Source organism: Ralstonia sp. 1138 (genome assembly GCF_040544795.1).
Taxonomy (GTDB): Bacteria; Pseudomonadota; Gammaproteobacteria; order Burkholderiales; family Burkholderiaceae; genus Ralstonia; species Ralstonia flatus.
Genome location: NZ_JBEPKQ010000004.1, coordinates 608,850 through 629,236, shown reverse-complemented (window position 1 = coordinate 629,236; position 20,387 = coordinate 608,850). Strand labels below are relative to the sequence as shown.

Genomic DNA, 20,387 nt, shown 5'->3' with positions numbered 1-20,387 from the left:
CACTTGGCTGGCATGAAGGATTCGAAGGTGATCGTCGCGATCAACAAGGATCCGGAAGCGCCGATCTTCCAGGTGGCGGACTACGGCCTCGTGGGCGACCTGAACGCCGTCGTGCCGGAGCTGGTGACCGCACTGGGCTGATTGCACTGTGCGGCGTGCCTTGGTTAAGGCGCGCTGCAATGCCCGACGCAAAGCCGTTTCCGACCTGTTTGGAAACGGCTTTTTTATACGCGAGCGCCATCAGGAGAGCGCGTCACGCATTCGATGCGGCACTGTCCTGATCGCGCTTAACGAGAGTTGGAGAGAGACATGACCTATCAAGCCCCCGTCAAGGACATGCTGTTCGTGATGAACGAACTGGCCGGCCTGGACAACGTCGCCAAGCTGCCCGGCTTTGAAGACGCCACCGCCGACACGGCGCAGGCCGTGCTGGAAGAAAGCGCGCGCTTTACCGGTGAAGTCGTTGCGCCGCTGAATGTGGAAGGCGACCGTAACCCGAGCAGCTGGAAGGACGGCGTCGTCACGGCCACCGCGGGCTTCAAGGAGGCGTTCGCGCAGTTCGGCCAAGGCGGCTGGCAGGGCGTGCAGCATCCGGTGGAATACGGCGGCCAAGGCCTGCCGAAGCTGATTGCCACGGCGTGTATCGAAATGCTGAACGCGGCGAACCTGTCGTTCGCGCTGTGCCCGTTGCTCACGGATGGCGCCATCGAGGCGTTGTTGACGGCCGGCACGGAAGAGCAGAAACAGCTTTTTGTCCCCAAGCTCATCTCCGGCGAATGGACGGGCACGATGAACCTGACCGAGCCCCAGGCCGGCTCCGATCTGGCACTCGTGCGCACGCGCGCCGAGCCCGTGGGCGACGGCACCTTCAAGATCTTCGGCACGAAGATCTTCATCACCTGGGGCGAGCACGACATGGCCGAGAACATCGTCCACCTCGTGCTGGCGCGCACGCCTGGCGCACCGGAGGGCGTGAAAGGGATCTCGCTGTTTGTGGTGCCGAAGTTCATGGTCAATCCGGACGGCTCGCTGGGCGCGCGCAACGATGCGCACTGCGTGTCGATCGAACACAAGCTCGGCATCAAGGCGAGCCCGACGGCCGTGCTGCAGTTTGGCGATAACGGGGGCGCCATCGGCACACTGGTCGGCGAAGAAAATCGCGGCCTGGAATACATGTTCATCATGATGAACGCGGCACGCTATGCGGTGGGCATGCAGGGCATTGGCGTGTCGGAGCGCGCGTACCAAAAGGCCGTGGCCTATGCGCGCGAGCGTGTGCAGAGCCGCCCCGTGGATGGCTCTGCTGCCAAGGCCGTGCCCATCATTCACCACCCGGATGTCAAGCGCATGCTGCTGACGATGCGCGCCATGACCGAAGGCGCGCGTGCGCTGGCCTACGTGGCTGCCGCAGCCTGCGATGCCGGCCATCACGCTGGCGACGACGCTGCACGCAAGCAGAACGCAGCGCTGTACGAATTCCTGGTGCCGATCGTGAAGGGCTGGAGCACCGAGATGTCGATCGACGTGACGAGCCTGGGCGTACAGGTGCACGGCGGTATGGGCTTTATCGAAGAGACGGGCGCGGCGCAGTTCTATCGCGATGCGCGCATCCTACCGATCTACGAAGGCACCACAGCCATCCAGGCCAACGACCTGATCGGCCGCAAGACGGTGCGTGACGGCGGTGCGGTGGCGTTGGGCATCTGCGCGGAAATCGCCAAGGTGGAAGCGGCCCTGGCGGCGAAGGGCGGTGCGCATTGCGACGCGATGCGTGCGCGTCTGGCGGCGGGCCGCGAGGCGCTGGAATCGGTGGTGCGATTTGTGGTTGCGCAGACCAAGGCGCAGCCGAACGCCGTCTTTGCGGGCAGCGTGCCGTATCTGCGACTGTGCGGCATCGTGCTGTCGGGCTGGCAGATGGCCCGTGCGCTACTGGTGGCCACGGACCGCGAAAGTGAGGACCCGAACTTCTACGGCGCGAAGATCGCCACGGCACGCGTGTTTGCAGACGTGTTGCTCACGCAGGCGCCGGGTATCGCACAGTCGATCCTGACGGGCGGCGAGACGATCGGCGCGGTGCCGGAAGTCCAGTTCTGAGCGGCACCAGCAGGACAAAAAAAGGGAGGCTTCGGCCTCCCTTTTTTATTGCATGCAGCGCAGGCGATCAGGCCAGCGCGGGCTTGGTTGCGGGCATCGGCGCGCCGCCCAGGTAGCGATACACCGACAGGTCATCGGAGCGGATGGCAGGCGAGCGCCCCGACACCAGATCCGACAGCAGCTTGCCCGAGCCGCATGCCATGGTCCAACCCAGTGTGCCGTGGCCCGTGTTGAGCCACAGGCCGCGCACGGGCGTCTGACCAACGATGGGCGTGCCGTCCGGCGTCATCGGGCGCAGGCCGGTCCAGAACGACGCGCGCGACACATCACCGGCACCCGGGAACAGATCGTTGACCACGAATTCCAGCGTCTTGCGCTTGCCCGGATCGAGGCGTTTGTCGTAGCCGACGATCTGCGCCATGCCGCCCACGCGGATGCGGTCGTCAAAGCGCGTCACGGCCACTTTGTAGGTCTCGTCCAGGATGGTGGACACGGGGCTCTTGTCCGCATCCGTCATCGGTACGGTGATCGAGAAACCCTTGAGCGGGTAGACCGGGACGTTCACCAGGTTCTTCAGGAACGGCGTGCTGTAGCTGCCCAGCGCCACGACCACAAGGTCGGCGTCCATCGGCTGGCCGTCGACCAGCGCGCCGCGGACGGCATCGTTCTTGAAGATGAGGCTGTTGATCGTGCTGTTGAAACGGAAGCGCACACCGAGCTTTTCCGCCATCGCGGCGAGGCGCGTGGTGAAGAGCTGGCAATCGCCCGTTTCGTCATTGGGAAGGCGCAAGCCACCGGCCAGCTTGTGGCGGGTCGAGGCCAGGCCCGGTTCACTGCGCACGAGGTCTTCGCGCGAAAGCAGTTCGTACGGCACGCCGGCGCGCTCGAGCACGGCGATGTCGTTCGCGGCGCCGTCGAGCTGTTGCTGGGTGCGGAAGATTTGCAGCGTGCCTTGCTGGCGGCCTTCGTAGGCGATGCCGGTATCGGCGCGCAGTTCGCGGATGCAGTCGCGGCTGTATTCGGCCAGGCGGACCATGCGCTCCTTGTTCTGCGCATAGCTGGCGGCGTCGCAGTTGCGCAGCATCTGCCACATCCATTTCAGCTGGAACAGGGTGCCGTCGGGGCGGATCGTCAGCGGTGCGTGCTGCTGGAACATCCACTTGATGGCTTTGAGCGGGACGCCAGGCGCGGCCCACGGCGACGCGTAGCCCGGCGAGATCTGGCCAGCGTTGGCGAAGCTCGTCTCCAGCGCCGGACCCGCTTCGCGGTCGACGACGGTGACTTCATGGCCCGCACGGGCCAGGTAATAGGCGCTCGTCACGCCGATCACGCCGCTGCCAAGAACGAGCACGCGCATGGTGATACTCCCCGGAGATGCATTTACGATAGATGTCGCTATCGTATTCGTACAACTCCAGTAATTGTTTCTGTATATTTATCGGAAACAGAAACTATTTCGATTTTTGGGGTGTTTTAGGCCATGCGAACCCAGCGTAAGCCCCTCCGGGCACTCGACAAGCTCGACCGGCGCATTCTCGACCTGCTGCAAAAGGATGGGCGCCTGTCGATGAAGGAACTCTCCGAGGCGGTCGGCCTGACCATCACGCCGTGCATCGAGCGCGTCAAGCGCCTGGAGCGCGAGGGCTTCATCCTCGGCTACTACGCGCGGCTCAATCCGGCCATGCTGGGCGCGTCGCTGCTGGTGTTTGTGGAGATCAGCCTGGGCAGCAAATCCGGCAACATGTTCGAGCAGTTTCGCCGCGAAGTGCTGCGCATTCCTGAAGTGCTGGAGTGCCACCTCGTCTCCGGCGATTTCGACTACCTCATCAAGGCGCGCATTCGCGAGATGAGCGAATACCGGCGCTTGCTGGGCGACATCTTGCTCCAGCTGCCCGGCGCAGTGCAGTCCAAGAGTTACATCGTGATGGAAGAGATCAAGGAGACGCTCGCCATCGACGTCACGGAAGAGGGCGCGTGACGTAGCGTTGTCACGCAAACGCCTTACGCTGGCCGGCATCTTCATCACCGACACCGGAGCCCGCATGTCCGACCAGCCGATCTTCAAGCCGACCCGCCGTACGCTCATCAAGGGTCTTGTTTCCGCCAGCGGCACCGCGCTGCTCGGCTCGCGTATGGCGGAGGTGCTGGCCCAAGGCGCTGCACCGGCCGTGGTGACGTCCGAGCGCCTGCGTCCGCAAGTGCCGGGCGGCGTGATGAGCGGTGATATCACGGCTGAGAGCGCCATCGTCTGGAGCCGCACCGACCGTCCGGCACGCATGATCGTCGAATACTCGACGAACGCCGCCTTTAAGACCGTCGCACGTCGCGTTGGCCCAGCGGCACTTGAAAGCAACGGCCTGACAGCCCGCGTCGATCTGACCGGCCTGCCTGCCGGCGCAGACCTGTTCTACCGCGTGCGCTTTCAGGACCTGGTGCACGATAAGGTCTTCAGCGAGCCGGTTGCCGGTCGCTTTCGCGCGGCGCCTGTGTCGGCCAATCGCCCGATCTGCTTCGTCTTCTCCGGCGACGAGGCGGGCCAGGGCTGGGGCATCAACGAGCGTTTCGGCGGCTATCGTTTGTACGAAGCGATGCGCCGCGAATCGCCCGACTTTTTCATCCACTCCGGCGATCAGATCTATGCCGACGGCCCGATCCAGGCCGAGGTGAAACTGCCCGACGGCTCGCTGTGGACCAACCTCGTTACCGAGGCCAAGTCGCACGTTGCACAGACGCTCGACGACTATCGCGGCGCCTTTGCCTACAACCAGCTCGACAAGAACAAGCGCGCGTTTTCCGCCGAGGTGCCGTTCCTCGTGCAGTGGGACGACCACGAGGTGCGCAACAACTGGTACCCCGGCCAGCAGATCGGCCCGGAAGAGAAGCGCTATCAGGAGCGCAGCGCGTCGCTGCTGGCGGCCCGCGCGAAGCAGGCGATGTTCGAGTACAACCCGTTTCGCTTCAATCCGATCGACCCAGAGCAGATCTACCGCGCGTTCCAGTACGGCCCGCTGCTCGACGTGTTCATGCTGGATGAGCGCAGCTATCGCGGGCGCAATTCACCGAACCGCCAGACCCGCCTGGATGCCGATTCGGCCTTCCTCGGTCCGGCACAGGCGGCGTGGCTGAAGCAATCGCTCAAGCAGTCGAAGGCGACGTGGAAGGTGATTGCCAGCGACATGCCGATCTCGCTGGTGGTGCCCGATCTGAATCCCGATGTGCCCAAGGGCACCTACGAAGCGTGGGCGAATGCGGATGACGGTGCGCCGTCGGGACGCGAACTGGAACTGGCCGAAATCCTGCGCTTCATCAAGCAGGAGAACATCCAGAACGTGGTGTGGGTGACGGCAGATGTGCACTACGCGCAAGCGACGTACTACCACCCGTCGCGCGCCAAATTCACGGAGTTCAAACCGTTCTGGGAGTTCGTCGGCGGCCCGATCAACGCCGGCACGTTCGGGCCGAACGAAGTGGATCAGACTTTTGGGCCGGACGTGCGCTACGTCAGCATTCCCAAGGACAATCCGCAGAACCAGTCGCCCGCGGCGCTGCAGCAGTACTACGGCCGCGCCAAGATCGACCCGGCCACGCGCACGATGCATGTGTCGCTGCACGACCTCGACGGCAAATCGCTCTGGGAAGTGAAGCTCGACCCCGAGGCGTAGCCAGCGTCACCCACAGCGCGGTAGGAGCGGATGCGATAGGATCAGCAAGCCCCCGCATCCACTCTGTTCCGCTGTGTCCGATATGTCCGACCGCCACGTTCCCCGCAAGGGACGCGGCGCCACTTCCAATCTGCAAGGCCGCTTCGAGCGCGACGAGCGCACGCGCGTCGATGACGGCTGGCAACCGCTTGTCGGGCATCTCGATCCGGATGAGGCGCCGCCACGCATCGAGACCAGCGTCTCCATCGAGCGTGCGCGCTCGATCCTGAGCCACAACCAGTCGCCGGATATTCCGTTCGGGGTGTCGCTCAATCCGTATCGCGGCTGCGAGCATGGTTGCGTGTATTGCTTCGCGCGACCGACGCATGCGTATCTGGAGTTGTCGCCCGGGCTGGACTTCGAGACCAAGCTGTTCGCCAAGACCAATGCCGCCGAGGTGCTGCGCGAAACGCTGGCCAAGTCCAGCTACCGCTGCGAAGCGATTGCGCTGGGCGTAAACACCGATGCGTACCAGCCGATCGAGCGTGAACTGCGCATCACGCGCGATGTGCTCCAAGTGCTGCACGATTGCGATCACCCGGTCGGGCTCATCACCAAGTCGACATTGATCGAGCGCGACATCGATCTGCTCGCCCCGATGGCGGCGAAGAACCTTGTCGTAGCTGCCGTCACCATCACCACGCTCGACGCCGAGTTGGCGCGCAAGCTGGAACCCCGGGCCGCCACGCCATCGCGCCGCCTGCGCACGATCCGCACACTGGCGGAGGCCGGTATTCCGGTGGGTGTCAGCGTCGCTCCCATGATTCCCTTCGTGACCGACGACCACATGGAGCAGATTCTGGAAGCCGCGCGCGAGGCGGGCGCCACGTACGCCAGCTACATCGTGCTGCGCTTGCCGAATGAGCTGAACGCGGTGTTTCAGGACTGGCTGATGGCGCATTTTCCCGACCGCGCGCAACGCGTGATGAACCGCGTCCGCGATCTGCACGGCGGGCAGGACTACAAAGCGGATTTCGCCACGCGCATGCGCGGCACCGGCATCTGGGCCGACTTGTTGCGGCAGCGTTTCTACAAGGCCGCCGACAGGCTCGGCTTCAGCTACCACCGCTACAACGAACGGGTGCTCGACACCTCCCAGTTCAAGCCGCCCGCGCGTGCCATCAAACCGCGAAAACCGGCTGACGAGCGCCAGGGCAGCTTGTTCTGATTACTGCGACAGCTCTTTCGCTGCTTGCACCTGCGTTTCGAAATAGGTCTGGAAGGTGATGGCGAGACCGGCCATGAGCAGGCCCGTGCCGATCATCAGCGTGAGGATGCTGAGCAGTACGACCGGCCAGCCCGAATGGGTGGGCGTGCCGTCGGCATTGAATTGCGCGTCCCATTTCTCGTCGGGGCGCAGGCCGTAGACGAGCGCCGAGAGATAGCCAGCCAGTACCGAAGATCCGCCGATCACCGCACAGACCCAGCCCGGGACGCTCGCGCGCTGCGTCGACCACAGCAGCGCCACGCCCACCACACCGAGCACCGTGGCAAAGACCTGGGACCATGCCCAGAAATCGCGTCCGCCCTTGAGATAGAAACGATGCGCGCCCACGCTTCCGAACAGGAAGGCGAGCAGCACGGTCAGCAGCTTGGATTTTTTTTGAGGGGCGGTCGTAGGCATAGCGGGCGATGAACACACGGCAAGACAGCACAGCGCCGCGCATTCTACGCCCAACGTCAACCGCGGCGCAGCCAAACGGCGGCGCCGGGAGCGCGTCTTAAAGACGCATCAGCAATTTGGGGAATTGGCCGTCAGTTTGGCCGGAGGCGCGCAACGCTGCGTAGCGTTTGCGGCGGGGGAGGCAGGGTCACTAAATCGGAACCGGACGCAGCGACGGCACGCTCATCGAAACCGTCGAATCCTGCTGCAGTCGAGGTGCTTGGTCGCGCACACCGTAGAGCAGGTGAGCCAGCATCAGCATGAATGCCGTGGTCCAGACCAGACCGAGGATAAGCCGCACGTGGCGGTGGAGAGGGAATGACATTGAGGCACCTATTGTCGTTGTGATTGGTGTGATGGCACGGTCGCATTAACTGCGCGTACATGCCATCTAATTCGACTCAGGCGTCCCCGCCAAGTTCCGGGATGTGAAATGTGGCAGCGACGCGCCTCAACCGCGGCGGGAGCCGCGCCAGTTGCCTTGATCGCCGTTTCCTCGTTCCTGACGCATGCGTTCCTGCTGCTGCCAGTCGCCGCGGCCGCCGCCGTCGCGGGGCTGAATCCGGCCGTTGAGGCGGTCGTCGGCCCGGGCGCGCGCTTCCATACGTTCCATCTGCGCGCGGATGCGGGCGGCCTGCTCGCCCCGGCTGTCAGCGAAGAATTGCGCCACCAACGGACGCTCCTGCGGCATGGTCTGTGCCGCTTGCGTCCATGCGGGCATGGTGGATTCTGCGAAGGCGACGGCGGTTTGACGCGCCGATGCGTTGGCAGCCACAGCGCCCGCAGAGGCGACGATCAGAACGCCTGCCGCCAGGGGGCGAAGCAATGCGCGGATCGGCATGGCTATCTCCTGTCGGGCAAGGATTCGAAAGCGCCACGCGCTGCGTGCTTTTGGCAGTTGCAAGAGAGATCGACAGCGCGTGTTCATGCCTGTCAATGTAAGGCTTCACTCAGCGGGCATCCACTGTCCGAACGTTACCCATGTAACGAGATGTTTCGTGCACGCTTTGCCTGGGCGTTAGGCGACGTAGAGGTCATTTCCCGGTGTAGTGGATGCGATACACCGCCCCAGCCAAGTCGTCGGAGACCAGCAGGCTGCCGTCGGGCGCCACGAGCACATCCGCGGGGCGACCCCAGGCTTGTTCGCCTTGCAACCAGCCTTGGGCGAATGATTCCTGCCTCGTCACATTGCCCGCCGCGTCCAATACGACGCGCATGACGCGGTAGCCGACCTTCGCTGATCGGTTCCACGACCCGTGCTCGGCGATGAAGATGTTGTTCCGGTACGCCGACGGAAAGCTGCTGCCTGCATAAAATCGCATACCCAACGCGGCTACGTGGGCCCCAAGTTTTGCGGCGGGCGGCACGTAGTCGCCGCACGGATGCCCGGCGCCGAATTCCGGGTCCGGAACGTCGCCAGCGTGGCAGAACGGGTAGCCGAAGTGCGGATTGGGCTTGGTGATGCGGTTCAGTTCGTCGTCTGGCACGTCGTCACCCATGAGATCGCGGCCGTTGTCCGTGAACCACAATTCGTGCGTGCTCGGATGCCAGTCGAAGCCGACCGTGTTGCGGATGCCGCGCGCCACCAGTTCCAGTCTGCTGCCGTCTGCGTTCATGCGCATGAGGTTGGCGTACCGGTTTTCATCGGGGCGGCAGATGTTGCAGGGTGCGCCTACCGGCACATACAACCTGCCGTCCGGGCCGAACGCGATGAATTTCCACCCGTGATGGGTTTCCGTCGGCAGCTTGTCGGTGATGACAACGGGCTGCGGCGGATTGTCGAGCCGGTGGTCGATGCCGTCGAGCCTGAGCACACGCGAAACGGCCGACACATACAGATTGCCGTCACGCCATGCAACGCCGACGGGCAGTTGCAGGCCGGACGCCACCACGCGGACAGGCGCACCCGGCGTCCGCAACGACATCGCGTAAACTTTGCCAGCCCGGCTGCCGACATAAAGAATGCCGGCCGGGGAGAGGGCCATTTCACGTGCCGCCGGCATCGCGTCGGTGAGCACTTCGACATGGAAGCCGGGCGGTACTTGCACTGACTCGACGGGCAGCCTGGCAAGCGCTGCGGGCACAGCCGCAAGCCAAGCGGCGAGCATAACCGCCAGCCTTGCGTATCGCCCGTGCCACGAGCGCGGCCAGCCACATCGCTTCGTCACGCCTAAGTGTTTGTTTGGTCGGAGAAATTGCGCTATACTTGCGTGTTTCTCTGTACGCATACCCAGTTTTTCAAGGAAAAGATCCATGGTCGTGATCCGTCTGGCCCGCGGTGGCTCCAAGAAGCGCCCGTTCTTCAATATCGTTGCGACCGACTCGCGTAACCGCCGTGATGGCCGTTTCATCGAGCGCGTCGGTTTCTACAACCCGCTCGCCGGTGAAGGCGAAGAAGGTCTGCGCATCGTGCAAGACCGCCTGACCTACTGGGAAGGCGTGGGCGCACAACTGTCGCCGACGGTTGCCCGTCTGGTGAAGCAAAGCGCCAAGAAGGCTGCTGCCTAAGTTTTAGCATGGGTCGATCGACGGTGCCGTCCGAGCACATCCTGCTGTGACGCGCGCTGGATCGACACGGCCCGGTCCTGTGGCTGTTGCAACGCAGGCAATCTCACAAAAGGTTGCCGAGCGGTTGCAAGCCATGCGCCCGGGTACGGGCTCCAATCCGACCCTCCCCGACGATCTCATCGAGGTGGGCTATGTGGGTGGGGCCTACGGTATTCGTGGCTGGATCAAGGTCCAGTTGCACGGCGACGCCGATGCGCTGCTGAATGCCCGCACCTGGTGGCTCAAGCCTGCTTCCGGGCCAGCGGCGTCGGCGGACTGGCGGGTGTTTCCCGTCGGCACGTCGCGTGAGCACAGCGGTACGGTGGTGGCGGGTTCGCCTGCCGCGCCGGATCGGAATGTCGCGGAAGCACTGCGCGGCTATACCGTGTGGGTCAGCCGGGCCGACTTTCCTGAGCCTGAAGATGACGAGTTTTACTGGGTCGATCTGATCGGCGCCACGGTCGTCAACGAGCAGCAGGAAACGCTTGGCACGGTGAGCGGCCTGATCGACAACGGTGCGCATCAAATCCTGCGTATCGTTGGTGAAGGCGAGGTCGAGCGACTGGTGCCGTTTGTCGAGGTTTACGTGAAGTCGGTGGATGTGGCAGGCAAGCGCATCGTCGTCGACTGGGGTCTGGATTACTGAACATGCGGCCGGAGAATTCGGCGATGCAGTTCGACGTCGTCTCGCTGTTTCCGGACATGTTTCGGGCGCTGACGGACTGGGGTATCACCAGCCGCGCAGCCAAACAGCAGGTGTACACGTTACGCACCTGGAACCCGCGCGATTTCACGACGGACAACTACCGCACCGTGGACGATCGCCCTTACGGCGGCGGCCCAGGCATGGTGATGTTGGCCAAGCCGCTGGAAGCTGCACTGGACGCGATTCATGAGGCGCAAGCCCCGGCGGCGTCGCATGTGGTGCTGCTGTCGCCGCAGGGCAAGCCGCTGACGCACAAGCGGGTGATGGAGCTGGCGCAGTTGCCGGCGCTCACGTTGCTGTGCGGGCGCTACGAAGCGATTGATCAACGTCTGGTCGACCGTCGCGTGGATGAGGAAATCAGCCTTGGCGATTTCGTCCTGTCCGGCGGCGAAATTGCGGCGATGGCGATCATCGACGCAGTGGTGCGGCAGTTGCCGGGTGTGCTGGGCGATGCGCAGTCGGCGGTGCAGGACAGTTTCGTCAACGGCTTGCTCGACTGCCCGCATTACACGCGGCCCGAAGAGTACGAAGGTGTGCGTGTGCCCGATGTCTTGCTGGGTGGCCATCACGCCGAAATCGAGAAGTGGCGCCGCCAGCAGGCGCTGTTGAACACGATGCGCAAGCGGCCCGATCTGATCGAGGCGGCGCGCAAGCAGGGTTTGTTGTCCCGCAGCGATGAGGTTTTCCTCGCTGCCGCGGCGATAACGGCAAAGGGGTCAGAGGCTTCCAGTCCGGAAGGCTCGGCCAAGTGAAGTTCCCATCCTCTACCGGGGCCGCGGTCTACCGACTGGGCAAAACGCCGGCATGATGGTCAAGGAGAAAAAGATGAATCTCATCGAGCAAATCGAGCAGGAAGAAATCAAGCGCCTGACGGCCAACAAGACGATCCCTCCGTTCGCCCCTGGCGACACCGTGATCGTCAACGTGAACGTCGTTGAAGGCACCCGCAAGCGTGTGCAGGCGTATGAAGGCGTCGTGATTGCCAAGCGCAATCGTGGCCTGAACTCGTCCTTCATCGTTCGCAAGATCTCTTCGGGCGAAGGCGTGGAGCGTACGTTCCAGCTGTACTCGCCGCTGCTGGCCAGCATCGAAGTGAAGCGTCGCGGTGATGTGCGCCGTGCGAAGCTGTACTACCTGCGCGAACGCTCGGGCAAGTCGGCACGCATCAAGGAGAAGCTGACCTTCAAGCGCAAGGAAGCCGCTGCGGAGTAATCTGCGCGCGTTGCGAAAAGGCACCTTCGGGTGCCTTTTTTCTCTTTTGCGGCAGAAGATTGACCACATGTATGTCTTCCGCCCACAACCTTCATTCCCATCCGATGCGCCGTCCCGTGTTCGATCCTGAGCAGTTGCCGGTGGTGCCGACCGAGGCATCGTTGCCGGCGCTTGAGGGCTCGCGGCTGACGGCGGAGTTCGTGCGCGAGCGGTTGCAGAAGCAGCCCGACTGGCACCCGGAGCAGACGGATGAATCCCGCCTGATCGATGCGTCGCTTAAGCTGCGCGAGGCGGCGGTGCTCGTACCGCTCGTGCAGCGCGAGGCGGGGCTCACGGTGCTGCTGACGCAGCGCAATGCGTCGCTTAGCCAACATGCCGGCCAGGTCAGCTTCCCGGGCGGCGGACGCGAAGAGTTTGACCGCGACATGGTCGACACGGCGCTGCGCGAGACGATGGAAGAGGTTGGCATCAGTGCCGATCACATCGAAGTCATCGGTCGCTTGCCGGACTACATCACCGGAACGGGTTTTCACGTGAGCCCGATTGTCGGATTGCTCGCGCCCGATTTCACCCTGCAGCCGGACCCCAGTGAAGTCGCCGAAGTGTTTGAAGTGCCGCTGGCCTTTTTGATGGATCCGGCCAACCACCAAGTGCGGGAGCTGCGATGGGAAGACCGGGTGCGTCGTTTCTATGCGATGCCTTATCGACGGTCTGGACGATCCGACCACGCACCTGACGCCGGCCATCATTTCATCTGGGGTGCGACGGCCGGCATGCTGCGCAACCTCTATCACCTGCTGGCAGCGTAGCGTCGGCGCGAATATGGGCTTCCTGTGCGCTGTTGCGCGCACGCTGTGTGCTATCGTCTTGCACATCGCATTCACGGCGTAATCCGCGCCTTCGCAACGCCCTTCCAATGACTTTTTTCTCCGTACTCTGCGCGCTGATTCTCGAACAGTTCCGTGCGCTCAGCCGGGACAACCCGATCTACGACGTCGTGCGCGCACTGGCAGCGCGGGCAGAAGAATGGTTCGATACCGGCCATCGTCGCGATGCCGTGCTCGCCTGGTGCGTGGTCACGCTGCCGGCCGTGGTGGTCGTGGCGCTGGTGCACTACCTGCTGTCGTCGATCAGTCTCGGGCTGGCGTTCCTGTGGAACGTGCTGATGGTGTACTTGACGCTCGGCTTCCGCCAGTTCAGCCACTACTTCACCGATATCCACGAGGCGTTGCGCAGCGATGACGTTGTCACCGCGCGCCTGCTGCTCAACGAATGGTCGGGACGCGACACGACAGACATGCCGGTCAATGAGATCGTCCGCCATACGCTCGAATGCGCGATCGTGGCGGCGCATCGTCACGTGTTTGGCGTGTTCTTCTGGTTCCTGGTGCCGATTGGGCCGGCGGGTGTGGTGCTGTACCGCGGCGCTGAATACCTCGCTCGCCACTGGAGCGATACGTCGACGGAACGCAGTCCCGCGCTTGGTCTGTTCGCCCGTCAGGCGTTTTTCGTCATCGACTACATCCCCGCGCGCTTGACTGCGATCGGCTTCTCCATCGTCGGCAACTTTGAGGATGCCGTGTACGCGTGGCGCAACCGTGCGGCCAAGTGGAACGACGAAGTGAACGGCATCCTGCTGGCAGCGGGTGGCGGCGCGCTCGGCGTGCGTCTTGGTACGCCCATTCCGCAACGCGATTCGGCCGATAGCATTGCCGATGAGGACGGCGCTTATCCGATGGAAGTAGGGCAGGAGCCGAACGTGCGCACGCTGCAGTCAGCGGTGGGCTTGGTGTGGCGCGCGGTGGTGCTGTGGATGCTGCTGCTGGCCATGCTGTCGATTGCCGTCTGGCTTGGCTGATGGGGCACGGCAGCTAGCCGCTGAAGAATCGATCAATCACGCCGCGTTCTCGCGGTCTTTGCCGCAGCGCCAGCACTGGGCGAACTGCGGTTCATGACTCTCTCCACAATAGGCGCAACGCCATGCGGGGCCGGTCGGCGGGTGCTGCGCCTGCTCGAGCAGTACGCGGGCCTGCGCTTCCTGCGCGGGGTTCACCAGCCAGACCTGCGCTGCGCAATCCTGCGGCGGGACGTCGCCCGCCACACTGCTCAAGTAGATGTTGCGCAGCTCGGTGCGAATGCCGGCGGCGGACAGGACGTTCTGCCAGTGCGCCGCCATGCCGAGCGATGGACTGCTGATCAGCAACTTCATCCCACCCTCCACGAGCTTATGACGAAGCCGTTACCAAGGCTTCTGCTGTTCCGATTCGTGCAGCAATTGCGCGTAAAGCTGGTGACGGCGTGGATCGATCTTGCCCTCGGCCATCGCGCCGAGAATGCCACAGCCGGGTTCCTGCAGGTGCCGGCAGTTATAAAAGCGGCACTCGGTCAGGCGCGGACGGAACTCCGGGAAGGCGCGTTCCAGCATCCCTTCGCTGAGGTGATGCAGGCCGAATTCCTGGAAGCCCGGCGAATCGATCAGCACGCCGCCCTGGCCCCAATCTGCGGGTAGGTGATAGAGCCGCGTAAACGTGGTGGTGTGCTTGCCGGAGTCGAGCTTTTCGGAGATCTCGCGCGTTTGCGCGTCCACGCCGGGAATCAGCAGATTCAGCAGCGACGACTTGCCCATGCCAGATTGCCCGATCAGGATCGAAGCGCGCCTCGCCACGTGCGGTTCAAGCGCGGCATGCGCGGCTTCCGGCGCGCCGTGCACGGTCAGTTCGACGATGGTATAGCCCAGGTCTCGATAGAGCGCCAGGCGTGAGCGAGCCGTCTCCAGTCGCGCGGTCAGGTCGATCTTGTTGAGCAGGATCAGCGGGGTGATGCCGAGGGATTCTGCGGCGACGAGCGCGCGGCCGAGCAGGTCTTCCGAAAAACTCGGCTCGGTGCCCAGCATGATGATGACCTGATCCAGATTCGCGGCCAGCACCTTCGATTTGAACTGATCGGAGCGGTAGAGCAGGTTGCGGCGCTCGTCCACACGGACCACGACGCCTTGATCGACGGCGGTGGCTTCATAGACCACCCGATCGCCCACGGCGCATTCGCTGCGTTTGCCCCGCGGGAAGCATTGCAGGAAACCGCCCCCTTGGCGTTCGACTAGGTAATGGCGCCCGTGCGCGGCGATGACGAGCCCATGTTCGCCAGTGGCAGCCTGCTTATGGGCGCGGCCCGGTTTGCCGCGCGTCATGCCGCGCGGGCCTGCACGAGGCGCTCCACGCGCTGCGATGCAGTCGGGTGCGAATAGTAGAACGTTGAGTAAACCGGGTCTGGCGTGAGCGTCGATGCGTTGTCCTGGAACAGCTTGACCAGCGCCGAGACAAGTTGATTGGCGTCGGCGTGCTCGGCGGCAAAGGCGTCCGCTTCGTATTCGTCCTTGCGTGACGACAGGCTCGCCAGCGGCGAGATGAAGAACGTGAATACGGGCAGCACCAGGAAAAACAGCATCAGCGCCAGCGCATGGTTGTCGGAGAACAGATTGGGCGCCACGCCCAGACCGAGGTAGAACCACGTGCGCGTCATGAGCCAGCCGAGCAGCGCCAGCGCACCGAGGCTCAGCACGAAAGTCACGGCAATGCGCTTGGTGATGTGATGACGCTTGAAATGCCCAAGTTCATGGGCGAGCACGGCTTCCATCTCGGACGGATTCAGCCGGGCGAGCAGCGTGTCGAAGAAGACGATGCGCTTGGTTGCGCCAAAGCCGCTGAAATAGGCGTTGCCGTGGGCGCTGCGGCGGCTGCCGTCCATCACGAAGAGGCCCTTGCTGGCGAAGCCGCAGCGCTTGAGCAGGCTTTCGATGCGCGAGCGCATCTCTTCGTCCTGCAGCGGGGTGAACTTGTTGTAGAGCGGCGCGATGACGTTGGGGTAGATGGCCTGCACAAACAGCATGAACGCCATCCACACGACCCAGGTGTACAGCCACCAGTGCGCGCCCATCTTGTCCATCAGCCAGAGCACTGCCAGCAACAGCGGCAGACCCAGCACGGTCCCGATGGCCAGGCCCTTGAGGTTGTCGGCCAGCCAGAGCTTGAACGTCATGCGGTTGAAGCCGAAACGCTCCTCGACGACAAACTGCGCATACAGCGAAAACGGCAACTCGACCACGCTGCTGATCGCGATGACCGACGCGATGAGCGCCACGCCATACGCGTAGCCGGGGCCAAACACCCCCAGCCAGGCCTGGTTGATCCAGTTCAGCCCGCCGAGCAGCGTCAGCGCGATCAGGAGGGCTGCCTGAACCGGCACTTCCAGCATCGCCAGGCGCGTGCGGGCGATGGTGTAGTCGGCGGCCTTGCGGTGCATGTCCAGTGTGATCGACTCGGCAAACTGCGCGGGCACGGCATCGCGGTGACGCGCGACGTGACGGACTTGCCGCGCGGCCAGCCACAGGCGCGTGGCGGACATCAGGACAAGGGCGATCAGGAAGACAGCGGTAAAGGCGGGCATATGGGGAAACACCTATCAGATATGCGAAAATTATAGCCTTCAGTCATTTTCTCAAGGCCCTTGAGTGAGCACCCCAGTGAGTACCCCTGTTTCCCCGTCCGCCGCATCCCCCTCGACTCCGAACCGTGTTGCTGCCAAGAGCGACAACAACCTGGTCTGGCTCGACATGGAGATGACCGGCCTGAGCCCTGAGAACGACCGCATCATCGAAGTGGCCGTGGTGGTGACGGATTCGGAGCTGAACATCCTGGCTGAAGGCCCCGTGCTGGTGATCCATCAATCCGACGAGCTGCTCGACGGCATGGACGCGTGGAACAAGGGCACGCATGGCCGTTCGGGCCTGATCGACAAGGTCAAGGCATCGACCACGACCGAAGCGGAAGCGGAAGCGGAACTCCTGGCATTCCTCAAGAAGTGGGTGCCGAAGAGCAAGTCGCCGATGTGCGGCAACTCCATCTGCCAGGACCGCCGCTTCATGGCGCGCTACATGCCCAAGCTGGAGGAGTACTTCCATTACCGCAACCTGGACGTCTCCACGCTGAAGGAACTCTGCAAGCGCTGGCAGCCGGCCATTGCCAAGGGCTTTACGAAACACCAGCGGCACACGGCGTTCGCAGACATCATCGAGTCGATCGAAGAGCTGCGCTATTACCGCGAGCACTTCATCCGCGACGTGCCGCAAACGCCGGACGCTGAGGCGCTGGCGTCTTCCGTCGCCCCGTAATCAGACCTGCAGCGGTTTTGCGCGCACAGCGTGCTTGGGGCGCCAAGCCTTGACCACGCTGTCATGCGTCTCGATGTACGGGCCGCCGATCAGGTCGATGCAGTAAGGCACGGCCGCAAAGATGCCCGGCACCGTGGCGCGGCCCTCCACATCCTTCAAGCCCTCGAGCGTTTCCTTGATGGCGCGCGGCTGACCCGGCAGGTTGATGATCAGCGCAGCACGTGAGGGCGTCTCGCGGATCACCGCCACCTGGCGCGACAAGATCGCCGTCGGAACGAAATGCAGGCTGATCTGGCGCATCTGCTCGCCAAAGCCCGGCATTTCCTTGGTGGCGACGGCCAGCGTGGCCTCAGGCGTCACATCGCGGCGCGTCGGGCCGGTGCCGCCCGTAGTGAGCACCAGATCGCAGCCGGCATGGTCGACGAGGTCGATCAGCGTTTCGGCAATCGTGGCCTGGTCGTCCGGAATCAGGCGTTCCACCCCTTGCCACGGCGAAGACAGCACGGCGCCAAACCAGTCGCGCAGCGCCGGAATCCCTTCATCCTGATACGTGCCGGCCGAGGCGCGGTCCGAAATCGACACAAAACCGACGATCAGCTCGTCGGCGTGGCGGCGTGTGATCGGCGCGGAGGGGGCAGGGGCTGTCATGCTTCGTCGTCTTCGGCTTCGGGTTGATCGGCATCGTCTTCGTCGCGGTCGTTGCCGGACAGGGCCTGCTTGACCATCTGGAACAGTTCGCGCGACGACTTGGGCGGCTTGGCCAGCTGCGCTTCCTTGCGTGCATTGCGCACGAGCGTACGCAGGGCCTGCACGTCGGCATCCGGGTGCGCTGCAATGAACTCGGTGATGGCGTCGTCGCTGGCGATCAGGCGATCGCGCCAACGTTCGATGGCATGCAGGCGTGCAGTCTCGGCCTTGGAGGCGCCGACGAAGGTGGCGAGGACGCGGCGGATGGCCTCGACTTCCTCGTCGGTCAGCGCGCGCATCAGCTTGCCGATGTACTGCATCTGGCGGCGCTTGCCTTCATGCGCAGTGGTGCGTTTGGCCTCGCGCAGGGCGTCGACCAGCTTTTCAGGCAGCGGCACCTTGGCGAGTTTGTCCTTGGGCAGCGCTTCCAGGGCGGCGCCCAGGTCTTGCAAGGCGTTGACCTCGCGCTTGCGCTGCGATTTGCTCTTGGGCGTATCCGGATCGTCCTCGTCACCGATGTCGGTGCGCACGACGGGTTGCAGATACGTGGGGTTATGTCGGGATGCTCGGCTCATGGCGCGCATTGTATCTTGCTATGATGGGCGTTTCCGCCAGTTCTTGCCCGCTTTTGGCAAAATCGCGGCACCCGTTTCTCCCCTCCATTGCCTATGTCTCAAACGCTCGATTCCAAGACCGCCCCAGTGTTTGCCTACCGCCGCGAACAACTCGAAGAGATGGCCACCGATGTGCTGCGCATTGCACGCGAACTCGGCGCCTCCGATGCCGCGACGGAAATCTCCGAAGGCCAGGGCCTGTCGGTCACGGTGCGCAAGGGCGAGGTCGAGACCATCGAGCAGAACCGCGACAAGGTCGTTGGCGTGACGGTCATGCTGGGCAAGAAGCGCGGCAACGCCAGCACGTCGGATTTCTCGCCAGCGGCATTGCGATCCACCGTCGAGGCCGCCTACAACATCGCGCGTTTCACCGCCGACGATGACTGCGCCGGCCTGGCAGAAGAAGAACTGCTGGAGAAGCACCCGCAAGACCTGCAGCTGTATCACCCGTGGATGATCGATGCCGAGGCCGCCGTGGAGATCGCACGCGCCGCGGAAGCCGCTGCCTTTGCCGTGAGCCCGAAAATCCGCAACAGCGATGGCTCGAGCATCTCGGCGCAGCATTCGCACTTCGTGCTGGCCACGTCGCGCGGTTTCATGGGCGGCTACCCATATTCGCGTCACTTCATTTCGGCCGCGCCGATCGCCGGTTCGGGCGCGCATATGCAGCGCGACGACTGGTACTCGTCGAAGCGCTCACCGGACGATCTGGCCGCGCCGGAAGCGATCGGCAAATACGCCGCGGAACGCGCGCTGGCACGTCTGGGCGCGCGCCGCCTGACCACCCGCAAGTGCCCGGTGTTGTTCGAGGCGCCGCTCGCGGCAGGTTTGCTGGGCGCGTTCGTGCAGGCAGTGTCGGGTGGCGCGTTGTACCGCAAGTCGACGTTCCTGCTCGATACGCTCGGCAAGGAAGTCTTCGCACCGCATGTGCAGATCAAGGAAGACCCACATGTCCTCAACGGGATGGGCAGCGCGCCCTTCGACGAGGAAGGCGTACGTACGCAGCGCCGCGATGTGGTGAAGAACGGCGTGGTGGAGGGCTACTTCCTGTCGACGTATTCCGCGCGCAAGCTCGGCATGCAGACCACCGGCAATGCGGGCGGCTCGCACAACCTGACGCTGTTCTCCGACAAGACAACGCCCCAGGATGATTTTGCCGGCATGCTGCGCCGTATGGGTACCGGCCTGCTGGTGACCGAACTGATGGGCCAGGGCGTGAACTACGTGACCGGCGACTATTCGCGCGGCGCGTCGGGCTACTGGGTCGAGAACGGCGTGATCCAGTATCCGGTGGAGGAGATCACGATTGCCGGCAACCTGGGCGAGATGTTCCGCCAGATCGTCGCCATCGGCGCGGATGCGCTGGTGCGCGGTACGAAGGAAACGGGCTCGATCCTCATCGAACAGATGACGATTGCCGGCGAATAAATCGCCCCAGCCGAAATGAAAAACGCGCTCGAAACTGAGCGCGTTTTTTATTGCCTGCTGGCGTTACTGCTCGTCCGATGGCGGACGTTCATAGGTCACGAACGCGTAGTCGAAATCGTTGGGTGCTGCCGCGTGGTGCGTCTCGCGGGAGACTTCGCGCCAGATCTTGGGGTCCGGCGCGGGAAAGTGCGCATCGCCTTCAAAATCGGCGTCGATCTCGGTCACGATCAGGCGATCCGCGCTCGGCAGGGCATCCGCATACAGTTGCGCGCCGCCGATCAGGAAAATCTGCTCGGCGCCCACACACAGGCGCTGCGCGTCTTCCATCGAATACGCGATTTCGCAGCCGGGCAGTTCGAGCTTGGCATTGCGCGTAACGACAATGTTGCGACGGCCCGGCAGCGGACGGCCGATCGAGTCGTACGTCTTGCGGCCCATCACGATGGGCGCGCCCATGGTCGTGCGCTTGAAGTGCGCGAGATCTTCGGGGAGGCGCCAGGGCAGGGTGTTGTTGCGGCCGATCACGCCATTGCGGGCGCGGGCGACGATGAGCGTGAGGATGGTCATA

At 63.7% G+C, this 20,387-nt stretch carries 23 protein-coding genes and 1 pseudogene; 13 read left to right on the top strand and 11 right to left on the bottom strand.

Annotated features, from left to right (window positions below):
- Together ABIC76_RS20570 and ABIC76_RS20565 are read left to right on the top strand one after the other, a co-directional pair.
- Positions 1 to 141 (top strand): annotated as a pseudogene (locus tag ABIC76_RS20570) (electron transfer flavoprotein subunit alpha/FixB family protein); the annotation flags it as partial.
- Positions 142 to 309: 168 nt separating this feature from the next.
- Positions 310 to 2,094, top strand: a complete 1,785-nt coding sequence (locus ABIC76_RS20565; RefSeq protein ID WP_354535056.1) for an acyl-CoA dehydrogenase — start codon at positions 310 to 312, stop codon at positions 2,092 to 2,094.
- A gap of 67 nt (positions 2,095 to 2,161) precedes the next feature.
- Here the strand turns inward: ABIC76_RS20565 and ABIC76_RS20560 are convergent, their stop codons facing one another.
- The gene (locus ABIC76_RS20560; RefSeq protein ID WP_354535055.1) at positions 2,162 to 3,451 is read right to left on the bottom strand and encodes a D-amino acid dehydrogenase; all 1,290 of its coding nucleotides are present in this window, start codon (positions 3,449 to 3,451) and stop codon (positions 2,162 to 2,164) included.
- Between the two features lie 123 nt (positions 3,452 to 3,574).
- Here ABIC76_RS20560 and ABIC76_RS20555 point away from each other — a divergent pair, with 123 nt between their 5' ends.
- The 3 genes from ABIC76_RS20555 (at position 3,575) to ABIC76_RS20545 (ending at position 6,963) form a co-directional block, all read left to right on the top strand.
- Positions 3,575 to 4,072, top strand: a complete 498-nt coding sequence (locus tag ABIC76_RS20555; RefSeq protein WP_354535054.1) for an Lrp/AsnC ligand binding domain-containing protein — start codon at positions 3,575 to 3,577, stop codon at positions 4,070 to 4,072.
- Between the two features lie 64 nt (positions 4,073 to 4,136).
- The gene (locus tag ABIC76_RS20550) at positions 4,137 to 5,756 is read left to right on the top strand and encodes an alkaline phosphatase D family protein (RefSeq protein ID WP_354535053.1); all 1,620 of its coding nucleotides are present in this window, start codon (positions 4,137 to 4,139) and stop codon (positions 5,754 to 5,756) included.
- A gap of 82 nt (positions 5,757 to 5,838) precedes the next feature.
- The gene (locus ABIC76_RS20545; RefSeq protein ID WP_354535052.1) at positions 5,839 to 6,963 is read left to right on the top strand and encodes a PA0069 family radical SAM protein; all 1,125 of its coding nucleotides are present in this window, start codon (positions 5,839 to 5,841) and stop codon (positions 6,961 to 6,963) included.
- Here ABIC76_RS20545 and ABIC76_RS20540 read toward each other — a convergent pair whose 3' ends face one another.
- From ABIC76_RS20540 to ABIC76_RS20525, 4 genes are all read right to left on the bottom strand, one after another.
- Positions 6,964 to 7,419, bottom strand: coding sequence for an NINE protein (locus tag ABIC76_RS20540; protein WP_102064800.1), 456 nt, complete (start codon positions 7,417 to 7,419; stop codon positions 6,964 to 6,966).
- 190 nt (positions 7,420 to 7,609) lie between these two features.
- Complete coding sequence (locus tag ABIC76_RS20535) at positions 7,610 to 7,783, bottom strand: hypothetical protein (RefSeq protein ID WP_206275584.1); 174 nt, start codon at positions 7,781 to 7,783, stop codon at positions 7,610 to 7,612.
- Between the two features lie 126 nt (positions 7,784 to 7,909).
- The gene (locus ABIC76_RS20530) at positions 7,910 to 8,299 is read right to left on the bottom strand and encodes a hypothetical protein (RefSeq protein ID WP_024973149.1); all 390 of its coding nucleotides are present in this window, start codon (positions 8,297 to 8,299) and stop codon (positions 7,910 to 7,912) included.
- Positions 8,300 to 8,492: 193 nt separating this feature from the next.
- Positions 8,493 to 9,566, bottom strand: a complete 1,074-nt coding sequence (locus tag ABIC76_RS20525; protein WP_354535051.1) for a PQQ-dependent sugar dehydrogenase — start codon at positions 9,564 to 9,566, stop codon at positions 8,493 to 8,495.
- Positions 9,567 to 9,711: 145 nt separating this feature from the next.
- Between ABIC76_RS20525 and rpsP the strand changes: the two genes are divergently transcribed.
- The 6 genes from rpsP (at position 9,712) to ABIC76_RS20495 (ending at position 13,781) form a co-directional block, all read left to right on the top strand.
- Entirely contained in the window at positions 9,712 to 9,966 is a 255-nt protein-coding gene (gene rpsP / locus ABIC76_RS20520) for a 30S ribosomal protein S16 (RefSeq protein WP_012761578.1), read from the top strand.
- Between the two features lie 133 nt (positions 9,967 to 10,099).
- The gene (rimM, locus tag ABIC76_RS20515) at positions 10,100 to 10,651 is read left to right on the top strand and encodes a ribosome maturation factor RimM (protein ID WP_354535050.1); all 552 of its coding nucleotides are present in this window, start codon (positions 10,100 to 10,102) and stop codon (positions 10,649 to 10,651) included.
- A gap of 23 nt (positions 10,652 to 10,674) precedes the next feature.
- Positions 10,675 to 11,463, top strand: coding sequence for a tRNA (guanosine(37)-N1)-methyltransferase TrmD (gene trmD / locus ABIC76_RS20510; RefSeq protein ID WP_027677853.1), 789 nt, complete (start codon positions 10,675 to 10,677; stop codon positions 11,461 to 11,463).
- A gap of 73 nt (positions 11,464 to 11,536) precedes the next feature.
- On the top strand, positions 11,537 to 11,923 hold the full coding sequence (rplS, locus tag ABIC76_RS20505) for a 50S ribosomal protein L19 (RefSeq protein ID WP_012761581.1): 387 nt from the start codon (positions 11,537 to 11,539) through the stop codon (positions 11,921 to 11,923).
- 104 nt (positions 11,924 to 12,027) lie between these two features.
- Positions 12,028 to 12,732 (top strand): CoA pyrophosphatase, encoded by a 705-nt coding sequence (locus ABIC76_RS20500; protein WP_102064803.1) that lies wholly within the window; start codon positions 12,028 to 12,030, stop codon positions 12,730 to 12,732.
- Positions 12,733 to 12,839: 107 nt separating this feature from the next.
- A complete protein-coding gene (locus tag ABIC76_RS20495; RefSeq protein WP_027677851.1) occupies positions 12,840 to 13,781 on the top strand; it encodes a CobD/CbiB family protein in 942 nt (313 codons plus the stop codon).
- Between the two features lie 36 nt (positions 13,782 to 13,817).
- Here ABIC76_RS20495 and ABIC76_RS20490 read toward each other — a convergent pair whose 3' ends face one another.
- From ABIC76_RS20490 to ABIC76_RS20480, 3 genes are read right to left on the bottom strand one after another with little or no spacing between them, the layout of a single operon-like run.
- A complete protein-coding gene (locus ABIC76_RS20490) occupies positions 13,818 to 14,132 on the bottom strand; it encodes a hypothetical protein (protein ID WP_102064804.1) in 315 nt (104 codons plus the stop codon).
- 30 nt (positions 14,133 to 14,162) lie between these two features.
- Complete coding sequence (gene rsgA / locus ABIC76_RS20485) at positions 14,163 to 15,110, bottom strand: ribosome small subunit-dependent GTPase A (protein ID WP_354535049.1); 948 nt, start codon at positions 15,108 to 15,110, stop codon at positions 14,163 to 14,165.
- A complete protein-coding gene (locus ABIC76_RS20480) occupies positions 15,107 to 16,366 on the bottom strand; it encodes a M48 family metallopeptidase (protein ID WP_354535048.1) in 1,260 nt (419 codons plus the stop codon). Before ABIC76_RS20480 ends, rsgA begins: the two co-directional genes overlap by 4 nt.
- A gap of 76 nt (positions 16,367 to 16,442) precedes the next feature.
- Between ABIC76_RS20480 and orn the strand changes: the two genes are divergently transcribed.
- A complete protein-coding gene (gene orn, locus ABIC76_RS20475) occupies positions 16,443 to 17,090 on the top strand; it encodes an oligoribonuclease (RefSeq protein WP_374220483.1) in 648 nt (215 codons plus the stop codon).
- Here the strand turns inward: orn and mog are convergent, their stop codons facing one another.
- Together mog and yjgA are read right to left on the bottom strand one after the other, a co-directional pair.
- On the bottom strand, positions 17,091 to 17,738 hold the full coding sequence (mog, locus tag ABIC76_RS20470) for a molybdopterin adenylyltransferase (protein WP_354535047.1): 648 nt from the start codon (positions 17,736 to 17,738) through the stop codon (positions 17,091 to 17,093).
- Entirely contained in the window at positions 17,735 to 18,352 is a 618-nt protein-coding gene (gene yjgA / locus ABIC76_RS20465; RefSeq protein ID WP_308217190.1) for a ribosome biogenesis factor YjgA, read from the bottom strand. The genes mog and yjgA overlap by 4 nt, the downstream gene beginning before the upstream one ends.
- A 93-nt stretch (positions 18,353 to 18,445) precedes the next feature.
- Between yjgA and pmbA the strand changes: the two genes are divergently transcribed.
- Positions 18,446 to 19,819, top strand: a complete 1,374-nt coding sequence (gene pmbA, locus ABIC76_RS20460) for a metalloprotease PmbA (protein ID WP_206275577.1) — start codon at positions 18,446 to 18,448, stop codon at positions 19,817 to 19,819.
- Between the two features lie 63 nt (positions 19,820 to 19,882).
- Here the strand turns inward: pmbA and ABIC76_RS20455 are convergent, their stop codons facing one another.
- Positions 19,883 to 20,386: a dihydrofolate reductase gene (locus ABIC76_RS20455; protein ID WP_354535046.1), complete on the bottom strand. Its 504-nt coding sequence runs from the start codon at positions 20,384 to 20,386 to the stop codon at positions 19,883 to 19,885.
- Position 20,387: the final 1 nt, after the last annotated feature.

Bases quoted from the DNA above. Each gene is read 5' to 3' on its own strand.
- ABIC76_RS20565 (WP_354535056.1), top strand. From the start codon at position 310: ATGACCTATCAAGCCCCCGTCAAGGACATGCTGTTCGTGATGAACGAA.
- ABIC76_RS20560 (WP_354535055.1), bottom strand. From the start codon at position 3,451: ATGCGCGTGCTCGTTCTTGGCAGCGGCGTGATCGGCGTGACGAGCGCC.
- ABIC76_RS20555 (WP_354535054.1), top strand. From the start codon at position 3,575: ATGCGAACCCAGCGTAAGCCCCTCCGGGCACTCGACAAGCTCGACCGG.
- ABIC76_RS20550 (WP_354535053.1), top strand. From the start codon at position 4,137: ATGTCCGACCAGCCGATCTTCAAGCCGACCCGCCGTACGCTCATCAAG.
- ABIC76_RS20545 (WP_354535052.1), top strand. From the start codon at position 5,839: ATGTCCGACCGCCACGTTCCCCGCAAGGGACGCGGCGCCACTTCCAAT.
- ABIC76_RS20540 (WP_102064800.1), bottom strand. From the start codon at position 7,419: ATGCCTACGACCGCCCCTCAAAAAAAATCCAAGCTGCTGACCGTGCTG.
- ABIC76_RS20535 (WP_206275584.1), bottom strand. From the start codon at position 7,783: ATGTCATTCCCTCTCCACCGCCACGTGCGGCTTATCCTCGGTCTGGTC.
- ABIC76_RS20530 (WP_024973149.1), bottom strand. From the start codon at position 8,299: ATGCCGATCCGCGCATTGCTTCGCCCCCTGGCGGCAGGCGTTCTGATC.
- ABIC76_RS20525 (WP_354535051.1), bottom strand. From the start codon at position 9,566: ATGCTCGCCGCTTGGCTTGCGGCTGTGCCCGCAGCGCTTGCCAGGCTG.
- rpsP (WP_012761578.1), top strand. From the start codon at position 9,712: ATGGTCGTGATCCGTCTGGCCCGCGGTGGCTCCAAGAAGCGCCCGTTC.
- rimM (WP_354535050.1), top strand. From the start codon at position 10,100: ATGCGCCCGGGTACGGGCTCCAATCCGACCCTCCCCGACGATCTCATC.
- trmD (WP_027677853.1), top strand. From the start codon at position 10,675: ATGCAGTTCGACGTCGTCTCGCTGTTTCCGGACATGTTTCGGGCGCTG.
- rplS (WP_012761581.1), top strand. From the start codon at position 11,537: ATGAATCTCATCGAGCAAATCGAGCAGGAAGAAATCAAGCGCCTGACG.
- ABIC76_RS20500 (WP_102064803.1), top strand. From the start codon at position 12,028: ATGCGCCGTCCCGTGTTCGATCCTGAGCAGTTGCCGGTGGTGCCGACC.
- ABIC76_RS20495 (WP_027677851.1), top strand. From the start codon at position 12,840: ATGACTTTTTTCTCCGTACTCTGCGCGCTGATTCTCGAACAGTTCCGT.
- ABIC76_RS20490 (WP_102064804.1), bottom strand. From the start codon at position 14,132: ATGAAGTTGCTGATCAGCAGTCCATCGCTCGGCATGGCGGCGCACTGG.
- rsgA (WP_354535049.1), bottom strand. From the start codon at position 15,110: ATGACGCGCGGCAAACCGGGCCGCGCCCATAAGCAGGCTGCCACTGGC.
- ABIC76_RS20480 (WP_354535048.1), bottom strand. From the start codon at position 16,366: ATGCCCGCCTTTACCGCTGTCTTCCTGATCGCCCTTGTCCTGATGTCC.
- mog (WP_354535047.1), bottom strand. From the start codon at position 17,738: ATGACAGCCCCTGCCCCCTCCGCGCCGATCACACGCCGCCACGCCGAC.
- yjgA (WP_308217190.1), bottom strand. From the start codon at position 18,352: ATGAGCCGAGCATCCCGACATAACCCCACGTATCTGCAACCCGTCGTG.
- pmbA (WP_206275577.1), top strand. From the start codon at position 18,446: ATGTCTCAAACGCTCGATTCCAAGACCGCCCCAGTGTTTGCCTACCGC.
- ABIC76_RS20455 (WP_354535046.1), bottom strand. From the start codon at position 20,386: ATGACCATCCTCACGCTCATCGTCGCCCGCGCCCGCAATGGCGTGATC.